The sequence below is a fragment of the Variovorax sp. RA8 genome (genome assembly GCF_901827175.1).
In the GTDB taxonomy this organism is placed as follows: domain Bacteria; phylum Pseudomonadota; class Gammaproteobacteria; order Burkholderiales; family Burkholderiaceae_C; genus Variovorax.
In genome coordinates this window covers 2005279-2027493 of record NZ_LR594662.1, presented here as the reverse complement: position 1 = coordinate 2027493, position 22215 = coordinate 2005279, and the positions used below count along the sequence as shown (strand labels likewise).

The 22215-nt window shown below is 66.7% G+C and carries 21 protein-coding genes; 11 read left to right on the top strand and 10 right to left on the bottom strand.

The genetic code is table 11. The features are described from left to right. Positions 1-165: 165 nt before the first annotated feature. From E5P3_RS09665 to E5P3_RS09635, 7 genes are all read right to left on the bottom strand, one after another. The gene (locus E5P3_RS09665; RefSeq protein WP_162585768.1) at positions 166-846 is read right to left on the bottom strand and encodes a Fe2+-dependent dioxygenase; all 681 of its coding nucleotides are present in this window, start codon (positions 844-846) and stop codon (positions 166-168) included. A gap of 108 nt (positions 847-954) precedes the next feature. Beyond that, positions 955-3258 (bottom strand): catecholate siderophore receptor Fiu, encoded by a 2304-nt coding sequence (locus E5P3_RS09660; RefSeq protein ID WP_162585767.1) that lies wholly within the window; start codon positions 3256-3258, stop codon positions 955-957. A gap of 232 nt (positions 3259-3490) precedes the next feature. Continuing rightward, on the bottom strand, positions 3491-4879 hold the full coding sequence (locus E5P3_RS09655; protein WP_162585766.1) for a sulfite reductase subunit alpha: 1389 nt from the start codon (positions 4877-4879) through the stop codon (positions 3491-3493). Positions 4880-4886: 7 nt separating this feature from the next. Then, positions 4887-5921: an FAD:protein FMN transferase gene (locus tag E5P3_RS09650; RefSeq protein ID WP_174263055.1), complete on the bottom strand. Its 1035-nt coding sequence runs from the start codon at positions 5919-5921 to the stop codon at positions 4887-4889. A gap of 7 nt (positions 5922-5928) precedes the next feature. Continuing rightward, positions 5929-6738, bottom strand: coding sequence for a DUF4198 domain-containing protein (locus E5P3_RS09645; protein ID WP_162585765.1), 810 nt, complete (start codon positions 6736-6738; stop codon positions 5929-5931). A gap of 56 nt (positions 6739-6794) precedes the next feature. Next, complete coding sequence (locus E5P3_RS09640) at positions 6795-7322, bottom strand: DUF2271 domain-containing protein (protein WP_443083282.1); 528 nt, start codon at positions 7320-7322, stop codon at positions 6795-6797. A 34-nt stretch (positions 7323-7356) separates the two neighbouring features. Beyond that, on the bottom strand, positions 7357-8016 hold the full coding sequence (locus E5P3_RS09635; RefSeq protein ID WP_162585763.1) for a PepSY-associated TM helix domain-containing protein: 660 nt from the start codon (positions 8014-8016) through the stop codon (positions 7357-7359). Positions 8017-8771: 755 nt separating this feature from the next. Between E5P3_RS09635 and E5P3_RS09630 the strand changes: the two genes are divergently transcribed. The 11 genes from E5P3_RS09630 to E5P3_RS09580 all read left to right on the top strand — a co-directional run bounded on the left by E5P3_RS09630 (position 8772) and on the right by E5P3_RS09580 (position 20251). Next, complete coding sequence (locus E5P3_RS09630) at positions 8772-11237, top strand: hypothetical protein (RefSeq protein ID WP_162584100.1); 2466 nt, start codon at positions 8772-8774, stop codon at positions 11235-11237. 148 nt (positions 11238-11385) lie between these two features. Then, on the top strand, positions 11386-13686 hold the full coding sequence (locus tag E5P3_RS09625) for an NADP-dependent malic enzyme (protein ID WP_162585762.1): 2301 nt from the start codon (positions 11386-11388) through the stop codon (positions 13684-13686). 161 nt (positions 13687-13847) lie between these two features. Continuing rightward, positions 13848-14744 (top strand): transglutaminase family protein, encoded by an 897-nt coding sequence (locus tag E5P3_RS09620; protein WP_162585761.1) that lies wholly within the window; start codon positions 13848-13850, stop codon positions 14742-14744. Beyond that, complete coding sequence (locus tag E5P3_RS09615; RefSeq protein WP_162585760.1) at positions 14741-15361, top strand: RHS repeat domain-containing protein; 621 nt, start codon at positions 14741-14743, stop codon at positions 15359-15361. The genes E5P3_RS09620 and E5P3_RS09615 overlap by 4 nt, the downstream gene beginning before the upstream one ends. 8 nt (positions 15362-15369) lie before the next feature. Next, the gene (locus tag E5P3_RS09610; RefSeq protein ID WP_162585759.1) at positions 15370-15609 is read left to right on the top strand and encodes a hypothetical protein; all 240 of its coding nucleotides are present in this window, start codon (positions 15370-15372) and stop codon (positions 15607-15609) included. Between the two features lie 463 nt (positions 15610-16072). Then, positions 16073-17104, top strand: coding sequence for an ABC transporter substrate-binding protein (locus E5P3_RS09605; RefSeq protein ID WP_162585758.1), 1032 nt, complete (start codon positions 16073-16075; stop codon positions 17102-17104). After that, the gene (locus E5P3_RS09600; protein WP_162585757.1) at positions 17104-17928 is read left to right on the top strand and encodes an ABC transporter ATP-binding protein; all 825 of its coding nucleotides are present in this window, start codon (positions 17104-17106) and stop codon (positions 17926-17928) included. Before E5P3_RS09605 ends, E5P3_RS09600 begins: the two co-directional genes overlap by 1 nt. Then, positions 17925-18692, top strand: a complete 768-nt coding sequence (locus E5P3_RS09595; protein ID WP_162585756.1) for an ABC transporter permease — start codon at positions 17925-17927, stop codon at positions 18690-18692. Before E5P3_RS09600 ends, E5P3_RS09595 begins: the two co-directional genes overlap by 4 nt. After that, positions 18685-19167: a nucleoside deaminase gene (locus E5P3_RS09590; protein WP_162585755.1), complete on the top strand. Its 483-nt coding sequence runs from the start codon at positions 18685-18687 to the stop codon at positions 19165-19167. The genes E5P3_RS09595 and E5P3_RS09590 overlap by 8 nt, the downstream gene beginning before the upstream one ends. A gap of 189 nt (positions 19168-19356) precedes the next feature. Beyond that, positions 19357-19860 (top strand): hemerythrin domain-containing protein, encoded by a 504-nt coding sequence (locus tag E5P3_RS09585; RefSeq protein WP_162585754.1) that lies wholly within the window; start codon positions 19357-19359, stop codon positions 19858-19860. Between the two features lie 76 nt (positions 19861-19936). Next, the gene (locus E5P3_RS09580) at positions 19937-20251 is read left to right on the top strand and encodes an EthD family reductase (protein WP_068684944.1); all 315 of its coding nucleotides are present in this window, start codon (positions 19937-19939) and stop codon (positions 20249-20251) included. Here the strand turns inward: E5P3_RS09580 and E5P3_RS09575 are convergent. From E5P3_RS09575 to E5P3_RS09565, 3 genes are all read right to left on the bottom strand, one after another. Then, positions 20229-21254, bottom strand: coding sequence for a lysylphosphatidylglycerol synthase transmembrane domain-containing protein (locus tag E5P3_RS09575; RefSeq protein WP_232073065.1), 1026 nt, complete (start codon positions 21252-21254; stop codon positions 20229-20231). The genes E5P3_RS09580 and E5P3_RS09575 overlap by 23 nt on opposite strands. A 103-nt stretch (positions 21255-21357) precedes the next feature. Continuing rightward, entirely contained in the window at positions 21358-21690 is a 333-nt protein-coding gene (locus tag E5P3_RS09570) for a hypothetical protein (protein ID WP_162585753.1), read from the bottom strand. Between the two features lie 44 nt (positions 21691-21734). Continuing rightward, the gene (locus tag E5P3_RS09565; RefSeq protein WP_162585752.1) at positions 21735-22136 is read right to left on the bottom strand and encodes a hypothetical protein; all 402 of its coding nucleotides are present in this window, start codon (positions 22134-22136) and stop codon (positions 21735-21737) included. Between the last annotated feature and the right edge of the window lie 79 nt (positions 22137-22215).

The following is a 22215-nucleotide window of genomic DNA, read 5'->3' as shown; positions in this document are numbered from 1 at the left end:
GACCAGTCCGACGCGGTAGATGCGCCGGGGCGATACCTCGCCCGGTTCAGGCGGCGTGGTCGCCGTCTGCAGCCGCCCCGCAATATGCGCCGTTCCAGGCCGCTTTACAACGTTTCATCATTGCCGAGGTAACACCGCAGCGGCATCCCCCGGTTTGGGGAGGGCTCAAACCTCCGCCCACATCCTCAGCAGGTTGTGATACTGCCCCGTCAGCGACACCGTCTCCTCGCAGTCTCCCACCCGCGCGCGCAACTTCTGGATCGACTGGTCCAGCTCGAAAAGCATGCCCCGCTGCCTGTCGTCACGCACCATGCTCTGCACCCAGAAGAACGAACAGATGCGTGCGCCGCGGGTCACCGGGTGCACGCGGTGCAGGCTGCTCGAGGGATAGAGGATGAGGTCGCCGGCCGGCAGCTTGACCTCGTGCGTGCCGTAGGTGTCGACCACCTCGAGGTCGCCGCCGTCGTACGCCTCAGGGTCGCACAGGAAGAGCGTGCATGAAAGATCGGTGCGCAGCTGGATGTTGCTGACCGGCACCGAGCGAACGGAGCCGTCGATGTGCAGCCCGTAGTTCTCGCCGCCCTCGTAGCGGTTGAAGAGCGGCGGCACGAAGCGCAGGGGCAAGGCGGCCGAGAAGAAGAGCGGGTTCCTCGACAGCGCGGCAAGGATGACCTGGCCCAGTTCGCGGCCGACGGGCGAGAGCTCCGGCAACTGGCGGTTCTGCTTGACGCGTGCGCCCTGGGGACCGACCGTCTCCCGGCCGTCGACCCAGTCCGCGGCGTCCAGCGCGGCGCGCATCTCGCGCACCTGCTCGGGAGTGAGGACGCCAGGAACATGCAACATCATCTGGAGGGCCTCCAAAAAAGGACGGAACCCCTGCCTTGCAGCCGGGGCTCGGAGTGTCGCACCACGATGTGGCGAGCAAGGCGCGTGTGGTGCGACGTGGTGCGGCGATCAGAACTTGAAGTTTGCCGACAGCAGTGCCGAGCGGGGCGTGCCCAGCACCAGGCGGTTGCCGGCATTGTTGACGCGCGCCAGGTAGAACTTGTCGGTCAGGTTGTACAGGTTGAGCTGCACCGAGACGTTCTTGTTGATCTCGTAGCCGATCATGGCGTCGAACACGGCGTAGCTGGGGATCTCGGGGAAGAACGAGGTCGGCGTGGCAGCGGCGTTGGTGGTCGAGCGCTGTTGCGTTGCCACGTAGCGCGCGCCGCCGCCGATGGTGAGGCCGTTCTGGAACTTGTAGCTGGTCCACAGCGTCGCGGTGAGCTTGGGCGAGTAGCGGACCTGCGCGCCCTGCTGGGTGGTGCTGGTGCGCGAGCCTTCGAGGATCTCGGTCTCGACATGGGCGAGGCCGGCGATCAATTGCCAGGCCGGCGTGATCTGGCCGACCGCGCTCAGCTCGACGCCCTGGACGCGGGTCTTGCCGTACTGCTCGAAGTTGCCGAAGGTGTCGACCTGCACCTGCTCGTTCTCGTTGGTGGTGCGGAAGAGCGCACCCGCCAGGGCGAGACGGCCATCCAGGACATCCCACTTGGTGCCGATCTCCGCGGTCTTGGACTTCTGCGGGTCGAGGTTCAGGTTGTTGATGTTGGTGGTGGCCGTGGTCTGGAAGGCGAAGTTGCCGCCGGGCGGCTGTGCGCCGGTGGCGTAGGCGGCATAGATGCTGCCGTTGGGCGCAGGCTTGTAGACGAGGCCGATCTTGCCAGTGACGAGGTTGTCCGATTTTTCCTGCGTCATCGCCGTCTGCGCACCGCCCACGGTGGCCGGCGCACCGAGGCTGAAGTAGCTGGTGCGGTAGTGCTCGAAGCGCAGGCCGCCGGTGAGCAGCCATTGCTCGTTGAACTTCATGGTGTCGAACACGTAGGCCGCGGCGGTGGAGGTCTTGCCCTCCACCGATGCGCCGGTCGGCAGCACGGGCACGAACGGGCGGTAGATGTTCGGCAGGTACATGCTGTTGTAGGCGAGATATGAGCTGCCCACCAGCTGGCCGTTGGTCCCATTGATTTGGGCAGCCATCGTGCCGTTGTCCTGCTCTTCGCGCGTCAACTCGATGCCGGCGTTGATCGTGTGCTTCACGGACCCCGTCGCCAGCTCGGCGCTCAGGTTGGTCTGGTTGGTCAGGATTTCGTTGCGCTGGAGCTTGCCCTGAGGCAGCACGCGGGTGGACCAGGTCAGCGGGTTGAAGACATTGGGCGTGAGCGGGCCGCTGCTGAAGACACCGGTGAGCACGAGGTCCTGGTCGGTCTTGCCCCAGCGCGTGAGGTTGCGCAGCTTGAGGCCGTTGCCGAAGTCATGATCGACGCGCGCGGTGAACATGTCGGCCTTCACGTTGTCGTGGTCCGACAGGTAGCCGTAGTAGTTGCGGGTGTCGACCTGCGGGCCGTTGCCGCCGCGCGCTGCGAGCTGCGAGAGATAGAAGCCGTCGAGGCCGACGGTCGGCAGGCCGCCGTCGGGGCGGTTCTTCTGGTCCACGTGCTGGTACTGCAGGATCACGCGGGTCGGCGTGTTCAGGCCGAAGGCGATGGAAGGCGCAACGCCCCAGCCCTTGTTCTCGACGTAGTCGCGGCCGACGACGCCGCTGTCCTGCTTCATCACGTTCAGGCGGAAGGCCATGGAGCCGGTCTCGTTGAGCACGCGGTTGATGTCGCCAGTGACGCGCTTGTAGTCGCCGCTGCCGATGCCGACGCTGCCGGCGAAGAAGTTCTCCGCCAGCGGCACCTTGCTGACGAGGTTGATGTAGCCCGTCGGCGCAGTGCGGCCGATATCGGCGCTGGCGGGGCCCTTGACGACCTCCACCGACTCGACGTTGAACATGTCGCGGGTCACGGTGCCGATGTCGCGCGCGCCGTCGATGAAGACGCTGCCCGAAGTGTCGAAGCCGCGCAGGAAGACGGCGTCGCCCGTGCTCGTGTTGCCGTTCTCGCCCATCTGGAAGGTGACGCCGGGGGTGTTGCGCAGCGCCTCCGTCAAGGTGGTGGCGCCCTGCTCCTGCAGCACTTCCTTCTTGATGACGGTGATGGTCTGCGGCGTGTCGACCAGGGGTTCGCTGAACTTGGGCGATGAAACGCGGTCGGCCTTGAAGCTGTCGGCGGTCGCTTCGACCTGCACTTCGCGCAGGGTGGAAGTCGAGGCGCCGCCCGCGGTCTGCGCGGAGGCGGGCAAGGCAAATGCCATCAGCGTGGCAGCCGCTGCGGCCGTGCCGAAGGGGGGAATGCCGCGCGCGACTGCGTGCTTGCGGCTCTTGATATAGGCCATGAAAGGATCCTCCAGATTGAAATTGATGAGAACTTCACTGGCGGGTCCGGCGCCGCGCACGTCAGGCCGGTGCGGGCGGATTGGCTGGCTGGTTCCTTCGCGCGATGTGCCGCGCGAATTCAATGCAAATGATAACGACTATCAATAACAAAGTTCACTGTTCTTCACATTTCCGACAGACTTCATGTGCAAGACGTCGGCGCGCCGCAACGCCGAGGGACACCGGAGGGGCTCAGTAGACGTCGCGCCGGTAGCGCCCGGCCGCGGCGATCTCGTGCAGCAGGTCGCGGCCGAGGATCTGGCGCAGCGCGGTGTCCACGCCAGCGGCCATGCCTTGCAGGCTGCCGCACACGTAGAGCGCGGCGCCGCGCTCGACCCAGGCGCGCACCTCGTCGGCGGCCTGGAACAGGCGGTGCTGGACGTAGCGCCGCTCGCCGTGGCGCGACTCCTCGTCGCGCGAGAACACCATGTCCAGGCGGGCGAGCGCTCCGGCGGCCAGCCAGCCTTCGAGCTCGTCGCGGTACAGGAAGTCGTGCCGCGCGCTGCGTTCGCCGAACACGAGCCAGTTGCCGTGCAGGCCGCGGGCCATACGCTCGCGCAGATGGCCGCGCAGGCCTGCCAGGCCGGTGCCGTTGCCGATCAGGATGAGCGGTCGATCGGCGTTGCCGTTCAGGCGGAAGTTGCGGTGCGGGCGCAGGCGCAGCGGCACGGCATCGCCCGGCGCGAGGGCCGCAGTGAGCAGGCCGGACGCGGCGCCGAGCGTGCCGTCGGGGTGCTGCTCCTGGCGAACCAGCAGTTGCAGCTCGCCATCGGCCGGGATCGAGGCAATCGAGTAGTCGCGCGGGCGTTGCGGGTCGGAGGCCAGCCGGATCTGCGCCAGGTCGCCCGAGGCCCAGTGGGGCAACGCGCCGCTCGACGGGGCAAGGGCCAGGTGGAAGACCGGCGCGCCGGCGCTGCCCGCATTGAGCTGTCTGCGTGCCACCAGCCGCCATGGCCGGAAGTCATCGTCGGAAAGCGCTTCGCTCGAGGTGAAGGCGCCCTCCCCCTTCTCTTCCTCTTCCCCCTGCCACTGTTCGCGCCAGCGCGCCATCGCGGCGTCGTCGCCGTTGTCGACGTCGATCCGCTCGAAGGACGGCACGGCGCCGCTGTCGCGCAGCCAGGCGTCGAGGCGGCGCCCGAAGCCGCAGAAATGCGCGTACTGGCGGTCGCCCAGCGCGAGCAGCGCATAGCGCAGGCCCGACAACTGCGCACGCGCGTCCATGATCCGCTCGACGAAGGCGCTGGCGCCATCGGGCGCATCGCCCTCGCCGTAGGTGCTCGCCACGAACAGCGCGCGCGGGGCTGCCTGGAGGGTGGGGAGGTCCAGCTCGTTGAGCGACATCACGCGCACTGCGGCGCCTTGGGCGTGCAGCCAGCGCGCGGTCTGCCAGGCGATGGCCTCGGCCTGGCCCGTCTGCGTGGCGTGCAGCACCAGCATCGGTTCGCCGGCGGCGGCGAGGGAGGCGGCGTCGGCCACCCGCGCCTGCGCGCGCCGGCGCGCGCGCTGCCAGGTCGCGGCACACAGGGCACCGTAGGCGAGGACCGACGCGGTCGCCGCGAGCTGACGCCAACCGTCGTCCATCAGTCCATCAGTCCCGGTGTGCCTTCTTCCAGGCGGCGCTGGCGCGCCACTCCAGCCCTTCGGCGCGGCGCACGCTGAACAGCGCGGCGATGCCGTGGTCATCGGCGAAGCGCGGGCCTTCGTCCGGCCCGAGCACCGTGAGCACGGTGGCCAGCGCGTCGGCCTGCATGCACTGCGCGTGCAGCACGGTGACGCCGGCCAGTGCCGGCCCGACCGGCCGGCCGTTGCGCGGATCGATGCTGTGCGACCAGCGCCGGCCGGCATCCTCGCGCACGTGCCAGCGGTCGCCGGAGGTCGCGATAGCCATGTCGGCCAGCGGCACGCGCAGCGCCGGGCCGGTGCCCGCATCGACCTGCACCTGCCACGGCAGGCCACCGGGACGGCGGCCCGCGCCACGCAGTTCGCCGCCGACCTCGAACAGCAGGTCTTGCAAACCGAGTCCGCGCAAGGCCTCGACACCGTGGTCGACCGCGAAGCCCTTGGCGATGCCCGAGAGGTCGAGCACCACGCCGCCCGGCTGCATCACGCTGGCATCGCCGGGTTCGAAGCACAGGCGCTGCCAACCCACGCGCGCGGCGGCATCGGCCAGCGCATGCGCATCGGGCACGGCAGAGGCGGCCTGCGGGCCGAAGCCCCAGCAGGCCACGAGCGGCGCGACGGTCGGGTCGAGCGCGCCGCCGCTGGCGCGTGCCCAGCCGAGCGCACAGGCCAGCACGGTGGCGAACTCGGGGGGCGGGCGGTGGCGCGAACCGGCCGGTGCACGGTTGAAGCGGCTGATGTCCGAGTCGGGCTCCCAATGGCTCATCTGTGCCACGACGCGGCCGAGCGAATCCTCGACGGCCGCGCGCACCTGCGCCAGCGCGAGCATGCGCGGGTTGTCGAAGCGCAGCGACCAGGTGGTGCCCATGGTGTGCCCTTCGAGGCGCTGCAGGCTGGACGGATCGGCGCGGCGCGGCAGCGCCGCGGCGGCATAGCCATCGGCCAGCCGGCGTGCGAAGGAAGGAGCCGGTGCGGGCGCGGTGGCGGGAGCGGTCGCGTTCAAGGGTCGCTCAAGGTGCCACTTCGAGCGTGGCCGCGTAGCTCAGCCGGCGCTCCTTGGCCTGGGGCACGGTGGTCTTGCTGTCGCGCGTGGAGGCGTCGAGCCAGTACATGCCGGCGCTGGGCCAGGTCACGCTGAACTGTCCCTTGTCGTCGGTCTTGAGCTGGACTTCGCTCAGCTTGTCGCGGTACTGCGTGTTGCCGGCGGTCACGGTCACTTCGAGGTCCTTGGCGGGCTGGCCGTCGATGCGCAGCGTGAAGGTCGACTTCTCGCCCTTGACCAGGTCGGTCGGGCTGCCCGTGCTCACGAGTTCCAGGCCCTGGCCGATCGGCTTGAGGGCGCTGGGCTTGCCGACGGTGACGAAGGTTTCGATGCGGCCTGCCGACTGGGTGATGTTCACGTCCGTCGCATCGGCCGGGATCTCCTTGGCGATCGTCTCGGGCGTGCCGCGCGCGCGCTTGTTCTGGCCGGTCGCCTTGTCCTTCCAGCTCGCAAAGACGCCGTTGTTCAGCACGGCGATGCGGTAGGTGCCCGGTTGCGCGACGGGCACGTCGAACACGCTGCGGTGCTTGAGCCTGGCTTCGTTCTCGGGCTTGATCAGGTTGCCGTCGGGCGCGACGATCTGCAGGCCCTCCAGCCGCAGCGGCGCGTGGTTGGCGACGAACAGGTCGTTCGACACCGCCGCATCGACGGTGATCGTGTCGCCCTTCGACAGCACGGTGGTGGATGGCAGCAGCCAGGCGTTGTGGGCCTGGACGGCAGGGACGGCGCACGACAGTGCGACAGCGAGGGCGGCGAGGCGCAGGGCGGGCTGGATCATGAAGACTCCTCTCGTTGAAGAAAAACGGCCTGGTGAGCTGTCACGGGCCGCCACCACTACGGCTTGAGCTCGAGCCGGATCTCTCCGAGCTCTTCCTTGCCGGCAGCGACCGGCTGTGCCGCACTCGCGGGCGGCCACTGGAACGGGATGCTCACCACTTCGCGGCCACCGACCTCGCGCGCCGCCTCGACGACCAGCTTGTACGCGCCCGGCGCGAGCTTGGGGAGCGGGCCGGTTCCTTCCACGAAGCTCAGCTGGTGCTTGCCCGCCGGCTTGGTGGCGCTGGTGACGCCGTCGACCGGCACCGCCAGCTCGCGGCCGCCGCGCCGCCACCACTGGCGCAGGTCCTTGAGCCATTTCGTGCCCTCGCCCTCGGGGTTGTTGGTCTTGGTGCGCACGTCGTACCAGACCGCCAGCGTGGTGGCCAGCGTGTTGTCGGGCCGCTCGATCCACGCCGCCACGTAAGGCCGGTGGTATTCCGCGGCATTGAGGCGCGGCACCTCGATGTTGACTGCCAGGCTCGCCGCCAATGCGGGCGCCCCGAACAACGCCGACACGGCAACGGGCGCGAGTGAATAGCGGATGTGCACGAAAAGACCTTTCTTCTTCGGGTTTCGATCAATGAATAAAGAGGAGCGCGAGGAGGAAAGGCGCCAGCAGCCCCATCGCCACCATCGGCCAGGTGAACGGCCGGTTGCCCGCATGCATCTTGAGGATGAGCAGGCCGGTGATGGAGAACAGCAGCGCCGCCGCCGCGAAGATGTCGATGAACCAGCTCCAGGCGGCACCGGTGTTGCGCCCCTTGTGCAGGTCGTTCAGATAGGAGATCCAGCCGCGGTCGGTCAGCTCGTACTCGGCCTCCCCGTCCTGGAGCCCGACGCGCAGCCAGGCGTCGCCGCCCGGGCGCGGCAGCGAGAGATAGATCTCGTCCTGCGACCACTCCGCTTCCTTGCCGGCGGTATCGACGCCCCACTGCGCCTTCACCCAGCGTTGCAGTTCGGCCGGCAGCTCGGCCTTGCCCTTGGCGGTCTTCGCGATGGCCGGCTGCAGGCGGGCCAGCTGCGCGCGCAGCGCGGCGTCGACGGTGGCGGCCTGGTGCGTCACGGCCGGCCGCGCCTCGATCTGCGACGCATGGTTGAGGGTGATGCCGGTGATGCTGAACAGCAGCATGCCGATGAGGCACAACGCCGAGCTGACCCAGTGCCATTCGTGCAGGGTCTTGAGCCAGTAGGAACGGCGTCGAGAGGGGGCGGCGGCAGTGGTGGCGGAAGCGCTCATCGGAGCGCGCATTGTAGCCACACAAATGAGAATCACTGTTATTTGCGTGCGCCAGTGGGCGTCGCGCCGCCTGAACTCGCTCGTGGATTCATTAGCCTGATTGGAAATTAGGGGCTCTCTAATTCTTTCAACTTAGTTTGAATCGAGGCGATTTAGGTGGCGCAAAAAAACGGCCTGAACGTACCCAAAATAGTTATTAAGCCGAACTTCTTCATTGTGGCAAATTTCGATGTGACGCTGGAAAAGATGTGAAGTTGTGCCTGTCTTGTGGGATTTGTCTTACACAACGGCAAGCGGTTGGCTGACAATAGATCAATCCGAAAACTATTGACACAACCAAAGGCAACACCATGAAGAATTCTCTCGCAGCGACGCGCGGCGATCAGGTGCAGTCAATGCAGCTTACTTAAGTATTCAATAAATAAAACCGACGCGACAGGTCGGTTGCAGCGGCCCCAGGCCCACACCCCGCACAGGGTCGAGCACAGACGACGTGCCGCATCCCTCCAGCCCACGCGGCAATTAGCCGCTCCTTCCAGCAATTAATTCGGCAATTTCTTTTGCGCCCTTTTCGAGGCGCATGGAATTCTTTTTTCTCGATTTACAGATTGACCAGGAGATTCGGCGTGAAAAGGATCGACAAATGCACCCTTGCGCTCGTTGTTGCAGCAGGTGCACTCGCGGGCTGCGGAGGAGGCGGAAGCGGCTCAGGCGGAAGCTTCGCCCTTCCTCAAGGCACGGATGGGGCGACGGCGTTGCCGGTTGCGTCGACCACCGCATCAACCACGGAGTCGACGCCTGCACCGGCGCCCGCGCCCACCGCAGGCAAGGAGACAGCGCTCAGCAAGCTCGGCTCGAGCTGGGTCAAGATCGCCGAGGAAGGCCAGACCTTCCAGTTGTCCGCACCGGCGCTCGTGCAATACGGCGCGGACTCGGGCTGGACGAGCAAGGAACTCTCCGGCACCGTGACCTGCGACAACGCCACCTTCGGGCGCGACCCGCTGGAATACGTGGTCAAGGCGTGCTACGTGCAGCCCGCGCCTCCCGCGGGCACCTTGCTCGCCCAGGAAGGTGCCTCATTCACGGTACCCGCCCCCACATTGGTGAAGTACGGTGCCGACTCGCGCTGGATCACCAAGTCGGTCACCGGGACGGCAGCGTGCACGAACACCTTCTTTGGCGACGATCCTGCCTTCATGACAGCGAAGTCATGCGTATCGGCCGGTCCTGCGCCGGAGCTCGACTTCCCCACAAAACCCGCACCCGCACCCGCACCCGGAGCCGCTCCGGCCCCCGCACCGGCACCGGCACCGGCCCCGGCTCCTGCACCTCCTCCCGCGCCCACCCCCATCGCCGGCGACGTGGTGGACATTTCCGGCACTATCGTCGCGAGCGCCTACACCAACATCGCCTACAAGTTCGGCCAGGCCGAGGGCGTGGCTTACCGGTTCGGGCCAGCGGCGACCAGGACCGGCGTCAACACGCTTCCTCTGCGGGGCGACGTAGGCGCAATCACGCACAGCCCGGGCAATGATCTCTACTACCAGCTAGGTGCCGAAAACAACTCCGCGTACAACTTGTATGTGAGCATCCATGCCGCAACGATAGGCACGCCCGCCAGCGGAAGCTCGTTGTCGAGCTCGGTGGCGTGGTTCCAGTCGCAGGCGACCGACCGCGTGACGTTCATGCAGCGCCCGCAGATGCTGTGGCAAGACCGGCGCCTGCTGCCCAGCGCGATCGACACCTACTACGCCTCGGGCGTGTTGTCGCCGAACGACCCGGCAGACCTGCCCATCGTCGAAGACCGCGGCGAGAACGCGGCGGACAGCCCCTCGACGCGGCTGTCGCTGATCGCGACGCAAGGCAGCCCGACGAAGCCGGCAACGATCTTCACCGTCGGCACGTACACCGCGCAGAACCGCGCCAGCGTCAAGCTGGCCCTCGGCAAGGTGCCGACCGCGATTTCCGTCACCGGCGGCGGCGAGTTCGCATTCGTCACGGTGTGGGACACGATCAACCACAAGGGCCAGGTTGCGGTCATCTCGCTCGGCGGCAGCTGCCAGGACTGCACGCTCAATGGCCCGAAGTACGACTGGTGGCACGACTGGATGGACATGGTGCATCCCGGCTTCTTCAACCAGGGCAACTACATCTTCATGAAGGTGCTCGGCTACGTCGACCTGCCGGCCAGCATGAAGGCCCCGACGTCCATCAAGGTGACGACCGGCATGCACCCCTATGCGGCGGTCGTGTACACCAGCAACGGCGGTTTGTCGGGCATGGCCAAGGAAGCCTCGCCGATGGCCAACAACCGGGCGAAGCTGCTGCCGGGCGGCGAGTACTACGAGAGATACGCCAAGGGGGGCGTCGCAGTGGTCGCGTCCAAGTCGGAAAAGACGGTGGCCTTCCTCGATCTCGGGCCTCTGTTCAAGTACACGAACGAGATGTACCTCGGCAGTGCCCAGACCAACCTGGAAACGCAGAACGTCGGGCTCGGCGCCAACCAGTGGCCCTACCTGCTGGCGGAGCGTCCGCAGGCGACGCCGGCGGTCATCAAGACGATCACGCTGGCCGACAAGCCCACGAGCGTCCTGACGACCTCGACCTACAACTACTGGAGCAAGGACGACCGCCGCCGCATGGCGCCGCCGAACGACATGTACTGGGAGCCGAATCCGCACCATGCGCGCGCCTGGGTTGCCACCGAGAACGGCAAGGTGCACATGTACTCGCTGGGCGCGTACGTGCAGGGCCCCAAGCCGGTTGCCGGCACGCCCGCAGAGATCGCGGAAGTCGGCGTCGTAACGGGCCTGGGCAGCAACATCACGCACCTGGCTGCGGCCAAGGACTACCCGGGCCAGACCGACACCCTCAACACGATGCTGATCTTCACCGACCGCGCCAATCGCAAGTGGGGTTGGGTGAAGTTCGCCGACGACGGCAACAGCGGCACCATCCTGCGCACGATGGAGGACTCGCGGGTCGACCCGGTCATGGTGACGATGTCCGACAACTACTCCACGCGGGGCAACATCGTCAGCGTGGCGAACTACAGCGGCCAGAGCATCGACAACTACCGCTTCGGCGACCTGATCTACCCCGACAACAACTTCTGCTCCGCGCCCGGTGTGTGCCCCACGATGGCGTCCGGTGGCGAGTACGCCGGCAAGCTGGCCCTGCCCTTCAAGCCGTTCGCGGTGCACGCTTCGAACGTGCCATGACGCGCTGAGTTCATTGCAGCACCAGGCCCCGGCTTCGGCCGGGGCTTTTTTTTGTCATTCGGCAGCCCTGTGCGTTCGTGCTTCCACTGCACGAGCAGGCCGCGCTTTTGGAGTAGCCTCTCTGCTCATCAGAATGAAGGAGACTTTCATGGCCGCCCCCCTGTCCCCGGCAGAAGAAGCACTGCGCGATGCCGCCCGCGAATACCACCGCTCGCCCGTCAAGGGCAAGATCTCGATTTCCCCGACCAAGCCGCTTTTGAACCAGCGCGACCTGTCGCTGGCCTACTCCCCCGGCGTGGCCTATCCGTGCCTCGACATCGAGGCCGACCCCGCCAAGGCGGCCGAGTACACCTCGCGCGGCAACCTGGTGGGCGTGGTCACCAACGGCACCGCGGTGCTCGGCCTGGGCAACATCGGCCCGCTGGCCGCCAAGCCGGTGATGGAAGGCAAGGGATGTCTCTTCAAGAAGTTCGCCGGCATCGACGTGTTCGACATCGAGCTGGCCGAATCCGACCCCGACAAGCTGGTCGACATCATCGCCGCGCTCGAACCGACGCTGGGCGGCATCAACCTCGAGGACATCAAGGCGCCCGAGTGCTTCTACATCGAGCGCAAGCTGCGCGAGCGCATGAACATCCCGGTGTTCCATGACGACCAGCACGGCACCGCCATCATCTCGGCCGCGGCGCTGATCAACGGGCTGGAGCTGGTCGGCAAGAAGATCGAGGAAGTGAAGATCGCCGTGTCCGGCGCCGGCGCCGCCGCCATCGCCTGCCTGGACGTGATGGTGGGCATGGGCGCCAAGCCGGCCAACATCTTCGCGGTCGATTCCAAGGGCCTGATCTACATCGGCCGCCCGGGCGGCTTCGACGACTCGAAGTTGCGCTACGCCCAGGCGGACACCGGCGCCCGCACGCTGGCCGACGTGATGAAGAACGCCGACGTCTTCCTCGGCTGCTCGGCGCCCGGCGTGGTCTCGCAGGACATGGTCAAGTCCATGGCCAAGCAGCCCATCATCCTGGCGCTGGCCAACCCCGAGCCCGAGATCCGGCCCGAGCTGGCCAAGGAAGTGCGGCCCGACTGCATCATCGCCACCGGCCGCTCGGACTACCCGAACCAGGTCAACAACGTGCTGTGCTTCCCCTACATCTTCCGCGGCGCGCTGGACTGCGGCGCGAGCAAGATCACCGAGGAGATGAAGCTCGCCTGCGTGCGCGAGATCGCCGAGCTGACCAAGGCCGACATCAGCGAGGAGGTGGCCACCGCCTACCAGGGCCAGGAGCTGGCTTTCGGCCCCGACTACATCATCCCCAAGCCCTTCGACTCGCGGCTGATCCTGCGCATCGCGCCCGCGGTGGCCAAGGCGGCTCAGGACTCGGGCGTGGCCACGCGGCCGATCGAGGACCTGGAGGCCTACCGCCAGAACCTGGCGCGCTTCGTCTACCAGACCGGCATGTTCATGCGGCCGGTGTTCAGCGCCGCCAAGCTGGCCAGCGCCAAGCGCGTGGCCTACTGCGAAGGCGAGGACGACCGCGTGCTGCGTGCCGCGCAGCTGGCGGTGGACGAAGGCCTGGCCAAGCCGATCCTGATCGGCCGCCCGGCCGTGATCGAGACCCGCCTCAAGAAGGCCGGCCTGCGCATCCGCCTCGGCACGGATGTCGACGTGGTCGACCCCGAGGACGACCCGCGCTTCCGCACGTACTGGGAGGCCTACCACAAGGTCATGGGCCGCCGCGGCATCACGCCCGAGGCCGCGAAGGCCATGGTGCGGCGCTCCAACACCACCATCGGCTCGCTGATGGTCCACCTGGGCGATGCCGACGCGATGCTCTGCGGCCTGGTCGGGCGCTTCGACAGCCACCTGAAGATCCTCAACCAGGTGCTGGGCCTGAAGCGCGGCGCCCCCGGCTTCGCCACGCTCAACGCGATCATGCTGGAGAAGTACACCCTCTTCATTGCCGACACCAACGTGCATGAAGACCCGGACGCCCAGACACTGGCCGAGATCGCTGTGATGGCGGCCGAGGAGGTGCGGCGCTTCGGCCTGCCGCCCAAGGTGGCCTTTCTTTCGCACTCGAACTTCGGCTCCTCCGAGCGTGGCTCGGCGCGCAAGATGCGGCTGGCACGCGACCTGTTCGCGAAGATGGCCCCCGACGTCGAATGCGACGGCGAGATGCACGGCGATGCCGCGCTGTCCGACACCGTGCGCCACAACGCCCTGCCCGAGACCACGCTCAGCGGCTCGGCCAACCTGCTGATCTGCCCCAACCTCGATGCCGCCAACATCCTCTTCAACGTGCTGAAGATGACAGGCGGCAACGGCGTGACGGTCGGGCCGATCCTCATGGGTGCAAGCGGCTCGGCGCACATCCTCACGCCTTCGGCGACCGTGCGCCGGGTGCTCAACATGACGGCGCTGGCCGTGGCCAACGCGAGCTCGGCCAAGTAGGCGGCGCACCCGAAAGAACGCCCTGCCGCTGTGTACGCGGCGGGGCATTCTTCATCCAGTCATGACAGCCGACGAGCGGTTCTCGTTCGTCGATTTTGCCTCTATGATCCGCCTCCGAAATCAATTCCAGCCTGATCGACAGGCGATTTCAGGGAGGAAACATGAAGAGACGAAGTCTGCTCTGCGCAGCGGTGTCTGCCGTGCCTGCGGCTTGGGCTGGCGCCAGCAGGCTGGAAAGCCTGCGCTGGTTACCCGAGGATCGAATCGATGTCGGCCGTGCGTCATTCGCGCTGTCACAAGAGTTCTATCCATCGGTCGACATCGAGAGCTTTTCGCGGCAACTCGATGCCATGGCGGCGGCGGTTCGGCGAAAGGTCAAATCGCCGAATGACCCCGAAGAGCGCGTCTGGGCGATGAACACCGTGTTCTTTCAGGAGCGCGGCATCCGCTACGACCATGACCCACAAGGCCGCCAGAAGCCGCTCAACTATTTGCTGCATGGCTTGCTCGAGACGGGCAAGGGAATGTGCGTCTCGATGCCGCTGCTGTACGTGGCCGTCGGACAGCGACTGGGCTACCCGATCGCCCTTGTCTGCGTTCCTGATCACGCCTTCGCGCGTTACGTCGATCCTGCATTTCCGCACGGCAACATCGAAGCCACCAGTGGCGGAAAGCGCTTTACCGACGACGACTACATCAAGCGCCATGGGGTGAATGCAACGGCACTGAAGAGCGGCGCCTACATGCGACCGCTGACATTGCGCGAGCATTTGGGCGTGTTGATCACTTGCAACGCCTACATCCACGCGATGCGCAAAGATGTGGCGACTTGCCTTCAGTACCTGAAGGCCTCGCTCACGCTGGCGCCTCGCCGCGCCGAAACGTACGAGCAGATCGCCGAAGCGTATTCGTACTACAGCAAGCTCACGTCCGGTGCCGAGTCTTCTTCGTACGCTCTGCAAGCGAAGGCCACGATGCACAAGGCAATCGATCTGGGCTACGTGCGGATCGAAGATGTTCAACAGGGCAGAAGCATCAGGGGGATGGTGGGCAGATGAAGCAGTTCAAAGCGCTGGTGGTGCTGGGAAGCATGCTGTTTTCGTCGCAGGCAGGGGCGATGTACTTCGACGTCGAAAGCGGCCTCAATTCGAATGGGTTCAGGGAATACCGGCCGCCTGATGGCAGGTACACGCAGTTCGATCCCATCGGGCTTCTGGGTGGGCCAAACGGGTATCTTTACGCCGAGGGCAATCCACTGCTGTACACGGACCCCTTCGGGCTGATGGGCCAAGGAAGTGGTGTGGTTGGCAGGCCCGGTGGACAGTCATACCGTGCAAGCCCAACAGTAGCTGGATTTGGTTGCATGGGCCTAGCATGCGTGAGCGGAGGCACACAAGATCCTGGCCCTCAGTTCAGCGCTGAATTGAGCTTCGGCGGCGGGATTGAAATCTGCGATCCACCACCACCGCCCAAGCCGGAGCCTGAAAGCTGCCGGAAAAATCCCAGCAACTCAAATGTCCAACTCCAGCCACCTGGGCTTCCGGTATCAAAGCGCTTTGGTGGCGCATTCTTGGGTCCGTCCATCAAGGCAGACGGCCGGTTTTGCTTGCGTATCGGACCTCATGTGTCCGTCCCGTTTGCGCCTTCACTCGACACTGGTTCTATGGACCAATAGAAATGAACATGCCTGATCTGATCTTGGGCTGCCTCGCAGCAGCCCTTGGCTTGTGGTATGCCGCCCTTGGCATCTCGGCCATCAAGCATCTGCGCGATGCCGACGAAATGGACAAGGTCGTCGGCTGGTCACTCTGGTGGTGTCTGGACTTAAAGCGGTACGACGAGGAAGGGCAGCGCATTTGTAAGCACGGGCTGGCTATCGCAGTAGCAAGCATCCTGCTTTGGATTCTTGTATACGCGGCTTGAGCTAGGTGGAGGCCCGCAGTATTGAACACGACTTGGTTGCTATTTGCCGCAGGGACATTGGCGGCTCTTGCCTACTGCACGCTTGGACTTGCCGCATCCTCGCACTTCAAGGACAAGTCGCTTGGGGACTCCGATCGAATCTTCTCCACGGGAATGCTCTGGTCGCTCGCATCGGGAAGATACGAAGCGCAAGGGCAGAGGCTATGTGCGATGGGCAACATTGCGCTTGCGATCGCCATGGCCAGTTGGATTGGCTGGGCAGTCATTCACTAGATTAGGCCAGGTCAGGCTGGTGGCTCGCACCAGAATGTACGCCCCGCCGCGGTGCGCGCGGCAGGGCGTTCTTCATTGGGAGCGCAAGGCCCGCATGCACTTCCTTGGCTCAACCGGAAGGGTTCGCACCAAGTGCGTGCCGGCACCGAATTTGCTTGAATGCCGGGCACTCATCTTTCACGAACACCGCATGAACAAGCGCCAACTGCTCCACACCTTTCTTGCCGCCTCGGCGCTCAGCTTCGGCCTCGTCACCGCCCACGCCCAGGCGCCTGTGCCGATCAAGTTCCAGCTCGACTGGCGCTTCGAGGGCCCGGCCGCCCTCTTCCTGCATCCGGCCGCCAAGGGCTACTTCAAGGATGCCGGGCTCGACGTCGCCATCGACGCGGGCAACGGGTCCGGCGGCACCGTGACGCGGGTGGCCTCCGGCGCCTACGACATGGGCTTCGCCGACCTCGCGGCGCTGATGGAGTTCCACGCCAACAACCCCGACAGCCCGAACAAGCCAGTCGCGGTGATGATGGTCTACAACAACACGCCGGCTTCGGTGATGACGCTGAAGAAGAGCGGCATCACCAAGCCCGCGGACCTGGCGGGCAAGAAGCTGGGCGCCCCGGTCTTCGATGCCGGCCGCCGCGCCTTCCCGATCTTCGCCAAGGCCAACAACATCGGCGCGGTGAACTGGACCGCGATGGACCCGACGCTGCGCGAGACCATGCTGATCCGCGGCGACATCGACGCCATCACCGGCTTCACCTTCACTTCCCTGCTCAACCTGGAGGCGCGCGGCGCCAAGGCGGCCGACGTCGTGGTGCTGCCCTACCCCGACTACGGCGTGAAGCTCTACGGCAACGTGATCATCGCCTCGCCCAAGCTGATCAAGGAGAACCCGGCCGCGGTCAAGGCCTTCCTCTCGGCCTTTGCCAAGGGGGCGAAGGAGGTGCTCGCCAATCCGGCCGTGGCCATCGAGTCGGTCAAGAAGCGCGACGGCATCATCGACAGCGCGCTGGAAACGCGCCGGCTCAAACTGGCCATCGACACCGTGATCAACAGCCCCGACGCACGCGCCGAGGGCTTCGGCGCGGTCAACGCGGGCCGTCTTTCGCTGATGGCCTCGCAGGTCTCGGACGCGTTCAACACCAAGACGCGCGTGAGCCCGGACGCGGTGTGGACGGCCGCCCTGCTCCCGCCGGCGGCCGAGCTCAACATCCTCAAGAAGTAATGGCGGTCGCCGAGACCTCGCCCTTCGTCGATTTCCAGGACGTCTGGCTCGCCTACAACGAGGAGCTGCTGCGCGCCAACCACTTCGCGGTCGAGGCCATCGACCTGCAGGTCAAGCGCGGCGAGTTCATCGCCATCGTCGGGCCATCGGGCTGCGGCAAGTCCACCTTCATGAAGCTCACGACGGGGCTGAAGATGCCCTCGATGGGCAAGATCCGGATCGACGGCCAGCCGGTGACCGGCCCCGTCAAGATCTCGGGCATGGCCTTCCAGGCGCCCTCGCTGCTGCCCTGGCGCACGACGGTCGACAACGTGCTGCTGCCGCTGGAAATCGTCGAGCCCTACCGCTCGAACTTCAAGGCGAAGCGCAAGGAGTACGAGGAGCGCGCCCGGCGCCTGCTGCAGAAGGTGGGCCTGGGCGGCTACGAGGACAAGTTCCCCTGGCAGCTCTCGGGCGGCATGCAGCAGCGCGCCAGCATCTGCCGCGCGCTGGTCCACGAGCCCAAGATGCTGCTGCTCGACGAGCCCTTCGGCGCGCTCGACGCCTTCACGCGCGAGGAGCTGTGGTGCATCCTGCGCGACCTCTGGACCGAGCAGCGCTTCAACGTGATCCTGGTCACGCACGACCTGCGCGAGTCGGTGTTCCTGGCGGACACGGTGTACGTGATGAGCAAGAGCCCGGGCCGCTTCGTGGTCAAGCGCGAGATCGAGCTGCCGCGCCCGCGCGAGCTGGAGCTCACCTACACCAAGGAATTCACCGACATCGTGCTGGAGCTGCGCGGGCACATCGGCGCGATTCGCGGGGCTGGGGTGGTCGCGGCATGAACAACAGGCAACTCGAACGCTGGTCGCCCTGGTTGCTGCTGGTGGCCGTGATCGTGCTGTGGCAGATCATCTGCTCGGCCTTCGGGGTCTCGGAGTTCATCTTTCCGAGCCCGTGGCGGATCTGGACGCAGTTCTGGGAGTTCAAGGCGATCATTGCAGGCCATGCCTGGCGCACCTTCTGGGTCACGATGGCGGGCTTCGGGCTGGCGATCGTGGTGGGCGTGCTGCTGGGCTTCGTGGTCGGCAGCTCACGCCTGGCTTATGCCGCGATGTACCCGCTCATGACGGCCTTCAATGCCTTGCCCAAGGCAGCCTTCGTGCCGATCCTGGTGGTGTGGTTCGGCATCGGCGTCGGGCCGGCGATCCTCACCGCCTTCCTGATCAGCTTCTTCCCGATCATGGTCAACATCGCCACCGGTCTGGCGACGCTCGAACCCGAGCTGGAGGACGTGCTGCGCGTGCTGGGCGCCAAGCGCTGGGACGTGCTGGTGAAGATCGGCCTGCCGCGCTCCATGCCCTACTTCTACGCCTCGCTCAAGGTGGCGATCACGCTGGCCTTCGTCGGCACCACGGTGAGCGAGATGACGGCCGCCAACGAGGGCATCGGCTACCTGCTGATCTCGGCCGGCTCGGCCATGCAGATGGGCCTGGCCTTCGCCGGGCTGATGGTGGTGGGCGCGATGGCGATGCTGATGTACGAGCTCTTCAGCGCCATCGAGAAGCACACCACGGCCTGGGCGCACCGCGGCTCCCAGAATGAATAGGCGGCAGGCCATCCGCGCCCTGCGCCGCGCCGACCACGTCGCGCGGCGGGCGATGACGATGGGCCGCCACCCCTTCGGTGCGCTGCTGGTCGCGCCCGACGGCGAAACAGTGCTGGCCGAGCAGGGCAACATCGACACCGTGCAGCACGCCGAGGCCACGCTGGCGCGCATGGCCGCGCTCAACTACCCGGCCCAGTACCTGGCGCAGTGCACCCTGGTCACCACCTTCGAGCCCTGCGCCATGTGTGCCGGCACCGTGTACTGGGCCAACATCGGCCGCGTGGTCTACGGCGCCGAGGAGACGGCGCTGCTGGCACTGACCGGCAGCCATCCCGAGAACCCCACGCTCTCCCTGCCCTGCCGCGAGGTCTTCGCACGCGGCCAGAAGGCGATCGAGGTGATCGGCCCGGTGCCCGAGGTGGCCGACGAGATGGTCGCCACACACCGCGGCTTCTGGGAACGGCGCGGCGGCTGAGCCGCACAGGCCGCGCAAGCTGCCATCGACCTGCAGGACAAGCTGCAGCACACTGCCGCGTGCATCCCCGCGTAAAGCGGAAAAGTCCACCTTGCGGGACCGGCCGCAACGCAGTAGAACGGCTTCGTGGGTACAGCCGGAACTTCCCGGGGGCAATTCCCCGGAGGCACTGTTCTAAAGGGGGCGAACATGTTGGCCGCCGAATGCGCGTGGACCGTCTTGCGTGCCGAGCATGCACGCATGCGTGAGTTGCTGGGCCTGCTCGCACGCGCGCTGAAGTGCGACGACTGGAAGCGAGACGGGCCCGCGGCGTCGTCCATCGTGCGCCTGATCGAACGCCTCCAGGCCTTCGACGAAGCGACCCATCGCCCCAAGGGCGTCGTCCTGGTCCAGATCCTGCGCGGCAGGTCCGAGGAGGCAGACGACCTTCTCGATCGGCTTGAGCGGCAGCGCGAGCGCTGCGACGCCCTGCTCTCGCTGGCGAAGGCCAAGGTCGCGCAGGCCCGGGCAGGCAACGCGGTGGCCGCCGCCGCCGTCGAGGACCTGCTGGAGGAGCACCGCCGCCTGATGCTCGACCACCTCGACCAGGAGGACACCCTGCTCCACTCCCAGACCGCGCAGCTGCTGACGCCCGAGGAATGGGCCGCCGTGGCGTCGTCGATCTCCGATGTCATCGGTCCGCGGAGAAGCTGAGGCTCCACGCCGCCGCGCTTGTTCGGCGCCGCGCCATCTCCTATGCTCACGGGCCTTGCAACACGGAGATAAGCAAATGATCAAGGTCAGCGTGATGTACCCCAACACCGCAGGCGCCCGGTTCGACCACGACTACTACCGCGACAAGCACATGCCCATGCTCAAGGAGAAGATGGGCGACGCCTGCAAGTCCTACACGATCGACAAAGGCCTGGCGGGAGGCGCGCCCGGCGCGCCGGCCCCCTACATCGGCATGTGCCACATCTACTGCGATTCCGTGGAGAGCTTCCAGGCGGCCTTCGGCCCGCACGTGAAGGCGATCATGGCCGACGTTGCGAACTACACGGACCTCAAGCCGGTGATGCAGATCAGCGAGGTGGTGGTGGGCTGAGCATCGCGGTGCCTTCGGCCTGCGCGGGTGGATGCGCGCAGGCGTACCGCTCCAGCAGCAGATAGAGCACCAGCCCGCCGCCCAGCGGCACCAGGTAGTACAGCGCGCGATAGGCCAGCAACGCGCCCATCAACGCGCCCTGGCGCACCGAGCCCGAGAGCAGCGCCAGGTACACCGCTTCCAGCACACCGAGGCCGGCCGGGATCGGCGTCACCACACCGGCGATCGAGGCTGCCAGCATCACCCCCAGCGTGACCGGATACGAGACCTTGCCGCCCAGCAGCAGGTACATGGCCGAGCCCATCAAGGCCCAGTTCGCCGCCGACGTGCCGAGCTGGACCAGGGCCAGCCGCGCCGAGGGCAGCTGGACCCGGCGCCCGCGCACCTGCCACTGCCTGCCCTGTGCCTTTGCGCAGGCCAGCACATAGGCCGCGGCCAGCAGCAGCATCAGCACGCCCAGCGCGCGAAAGGCGCCCTCCCCCAGCTGGGACTGCTCCGGCGGCTCGACCACGCCGGCGGCGAACACGCAACCCGCCACCAGCCCGTAGCCCAGCCAGTTGGTCGCGAGACTGAGTCCCACGATCTGAGCCACCGTGGTCTCGTCGATGCCGGCCCGCGCGTAGAGCCGTGCGCGCATCGCCACGCCGCCCACCAACGAGCCCAAATTGAGGTTGAAGGCGTAGCTGGTGACCGCAATTGCCCAGCTGCGCCAGCGAGGCAGGCCGTGCCGCGTGTGGTGCCGCCCGATCAGGTCATAGCAGCCATACAGCACATGACTCGCCGTGCACAGTGCCAGCGCGGCCAGCAGCACCGCGGGCGAATAGCGCCTGAGCGCCTGCCAGGCGCCGGCCCAGTCGACCTTATGCGCATGGGACAGCAACAGCCCGAGCACCACGACGCCCAGCACGGGCAAGGCCAGGCGGCGGACGCGGGGCCAGAGGGTGCCCCCGCCCGCGGGGCTGGTTCGCGCGTCGGGAAAGGGCATTGCATCGCTGTCGGGCATGCGCGCATGGTTCCCGCGCGGCACCGGCGCGGCCAGTTGCGCCCGGCGCTTGTTGGCGTAGGTTCAGATGCCGAGGCGGTCTCGAGGCTCGGGGTATCGCGGATCAGTGCTTGCCGCGGCGGGCCGCGGCTCGCAGGATCATGGCCAGCGCAGCACCGCCGGCCGCCGCCATCATCGTGGCCTTGACCGGCTCCTCCGCCACGTAGCGCGCGCCCTGCGCCTTGGCCTGACGGGCACGACCGGGCAGGGACGTCACCGTTGCGCGCACCTTGTCCCAGGTGCGGTGCAGCTTCGATGGTGTCTCCGCGCGCATCGCGCCATCATCCAGCGCGGGGGCGGGCCCGATATCGTTGCCCGCCACGGGCATGGGCAAGATCTCCACGTCAGCATCGGCCTGTTGCGGGGCAGGATGGGTGTGCAGGGTTTCGATTTTCATGCTGAGCCTTCTTGAAGAAGTTCGTCGGCGATGGGAGCGCAACTTCAGCGAGCCGGCGACGGCGGCGCGGCCGGGACCGGCGTGACGCTCTCGCGGATCACGCCGCCGCCCATCACGCTGCCGCTGCTGCTGGTGGCCGCGCCCCTGACGCGCGCCTCGCAATCGGCGCGATCCGCCGCCGGCTGCAGCAATTGGCAGCGCGCCAGCGCATTCTGCTCGGCCTGGCCGGCCGGCGCCAGGCCGCCGCGCTGCGCTTCCTGCTTCGCCGCACCGGCCTCGCGGCGACAGGCTTCGCGGTCCTGCTGCACGCCGTCGCAGGTCGCGCGGTCGCGTTCTGACTGCGAAGCGGCACCCTTCGCCTGCGCCCAAGCGGCGGGGCCGATGAGGCTTGCCGCGCAGGCCAATGCGCCGAGCGAGAAATGGAGGGCAAACGCGTGTCGAGGCATGTGGGGCTCCTTGCAAAGGGGCCCTTTTTGTATCCCGCTGTTTTGACGGGAGTTGTCGGACGCGGAGAGGTTTACGGCG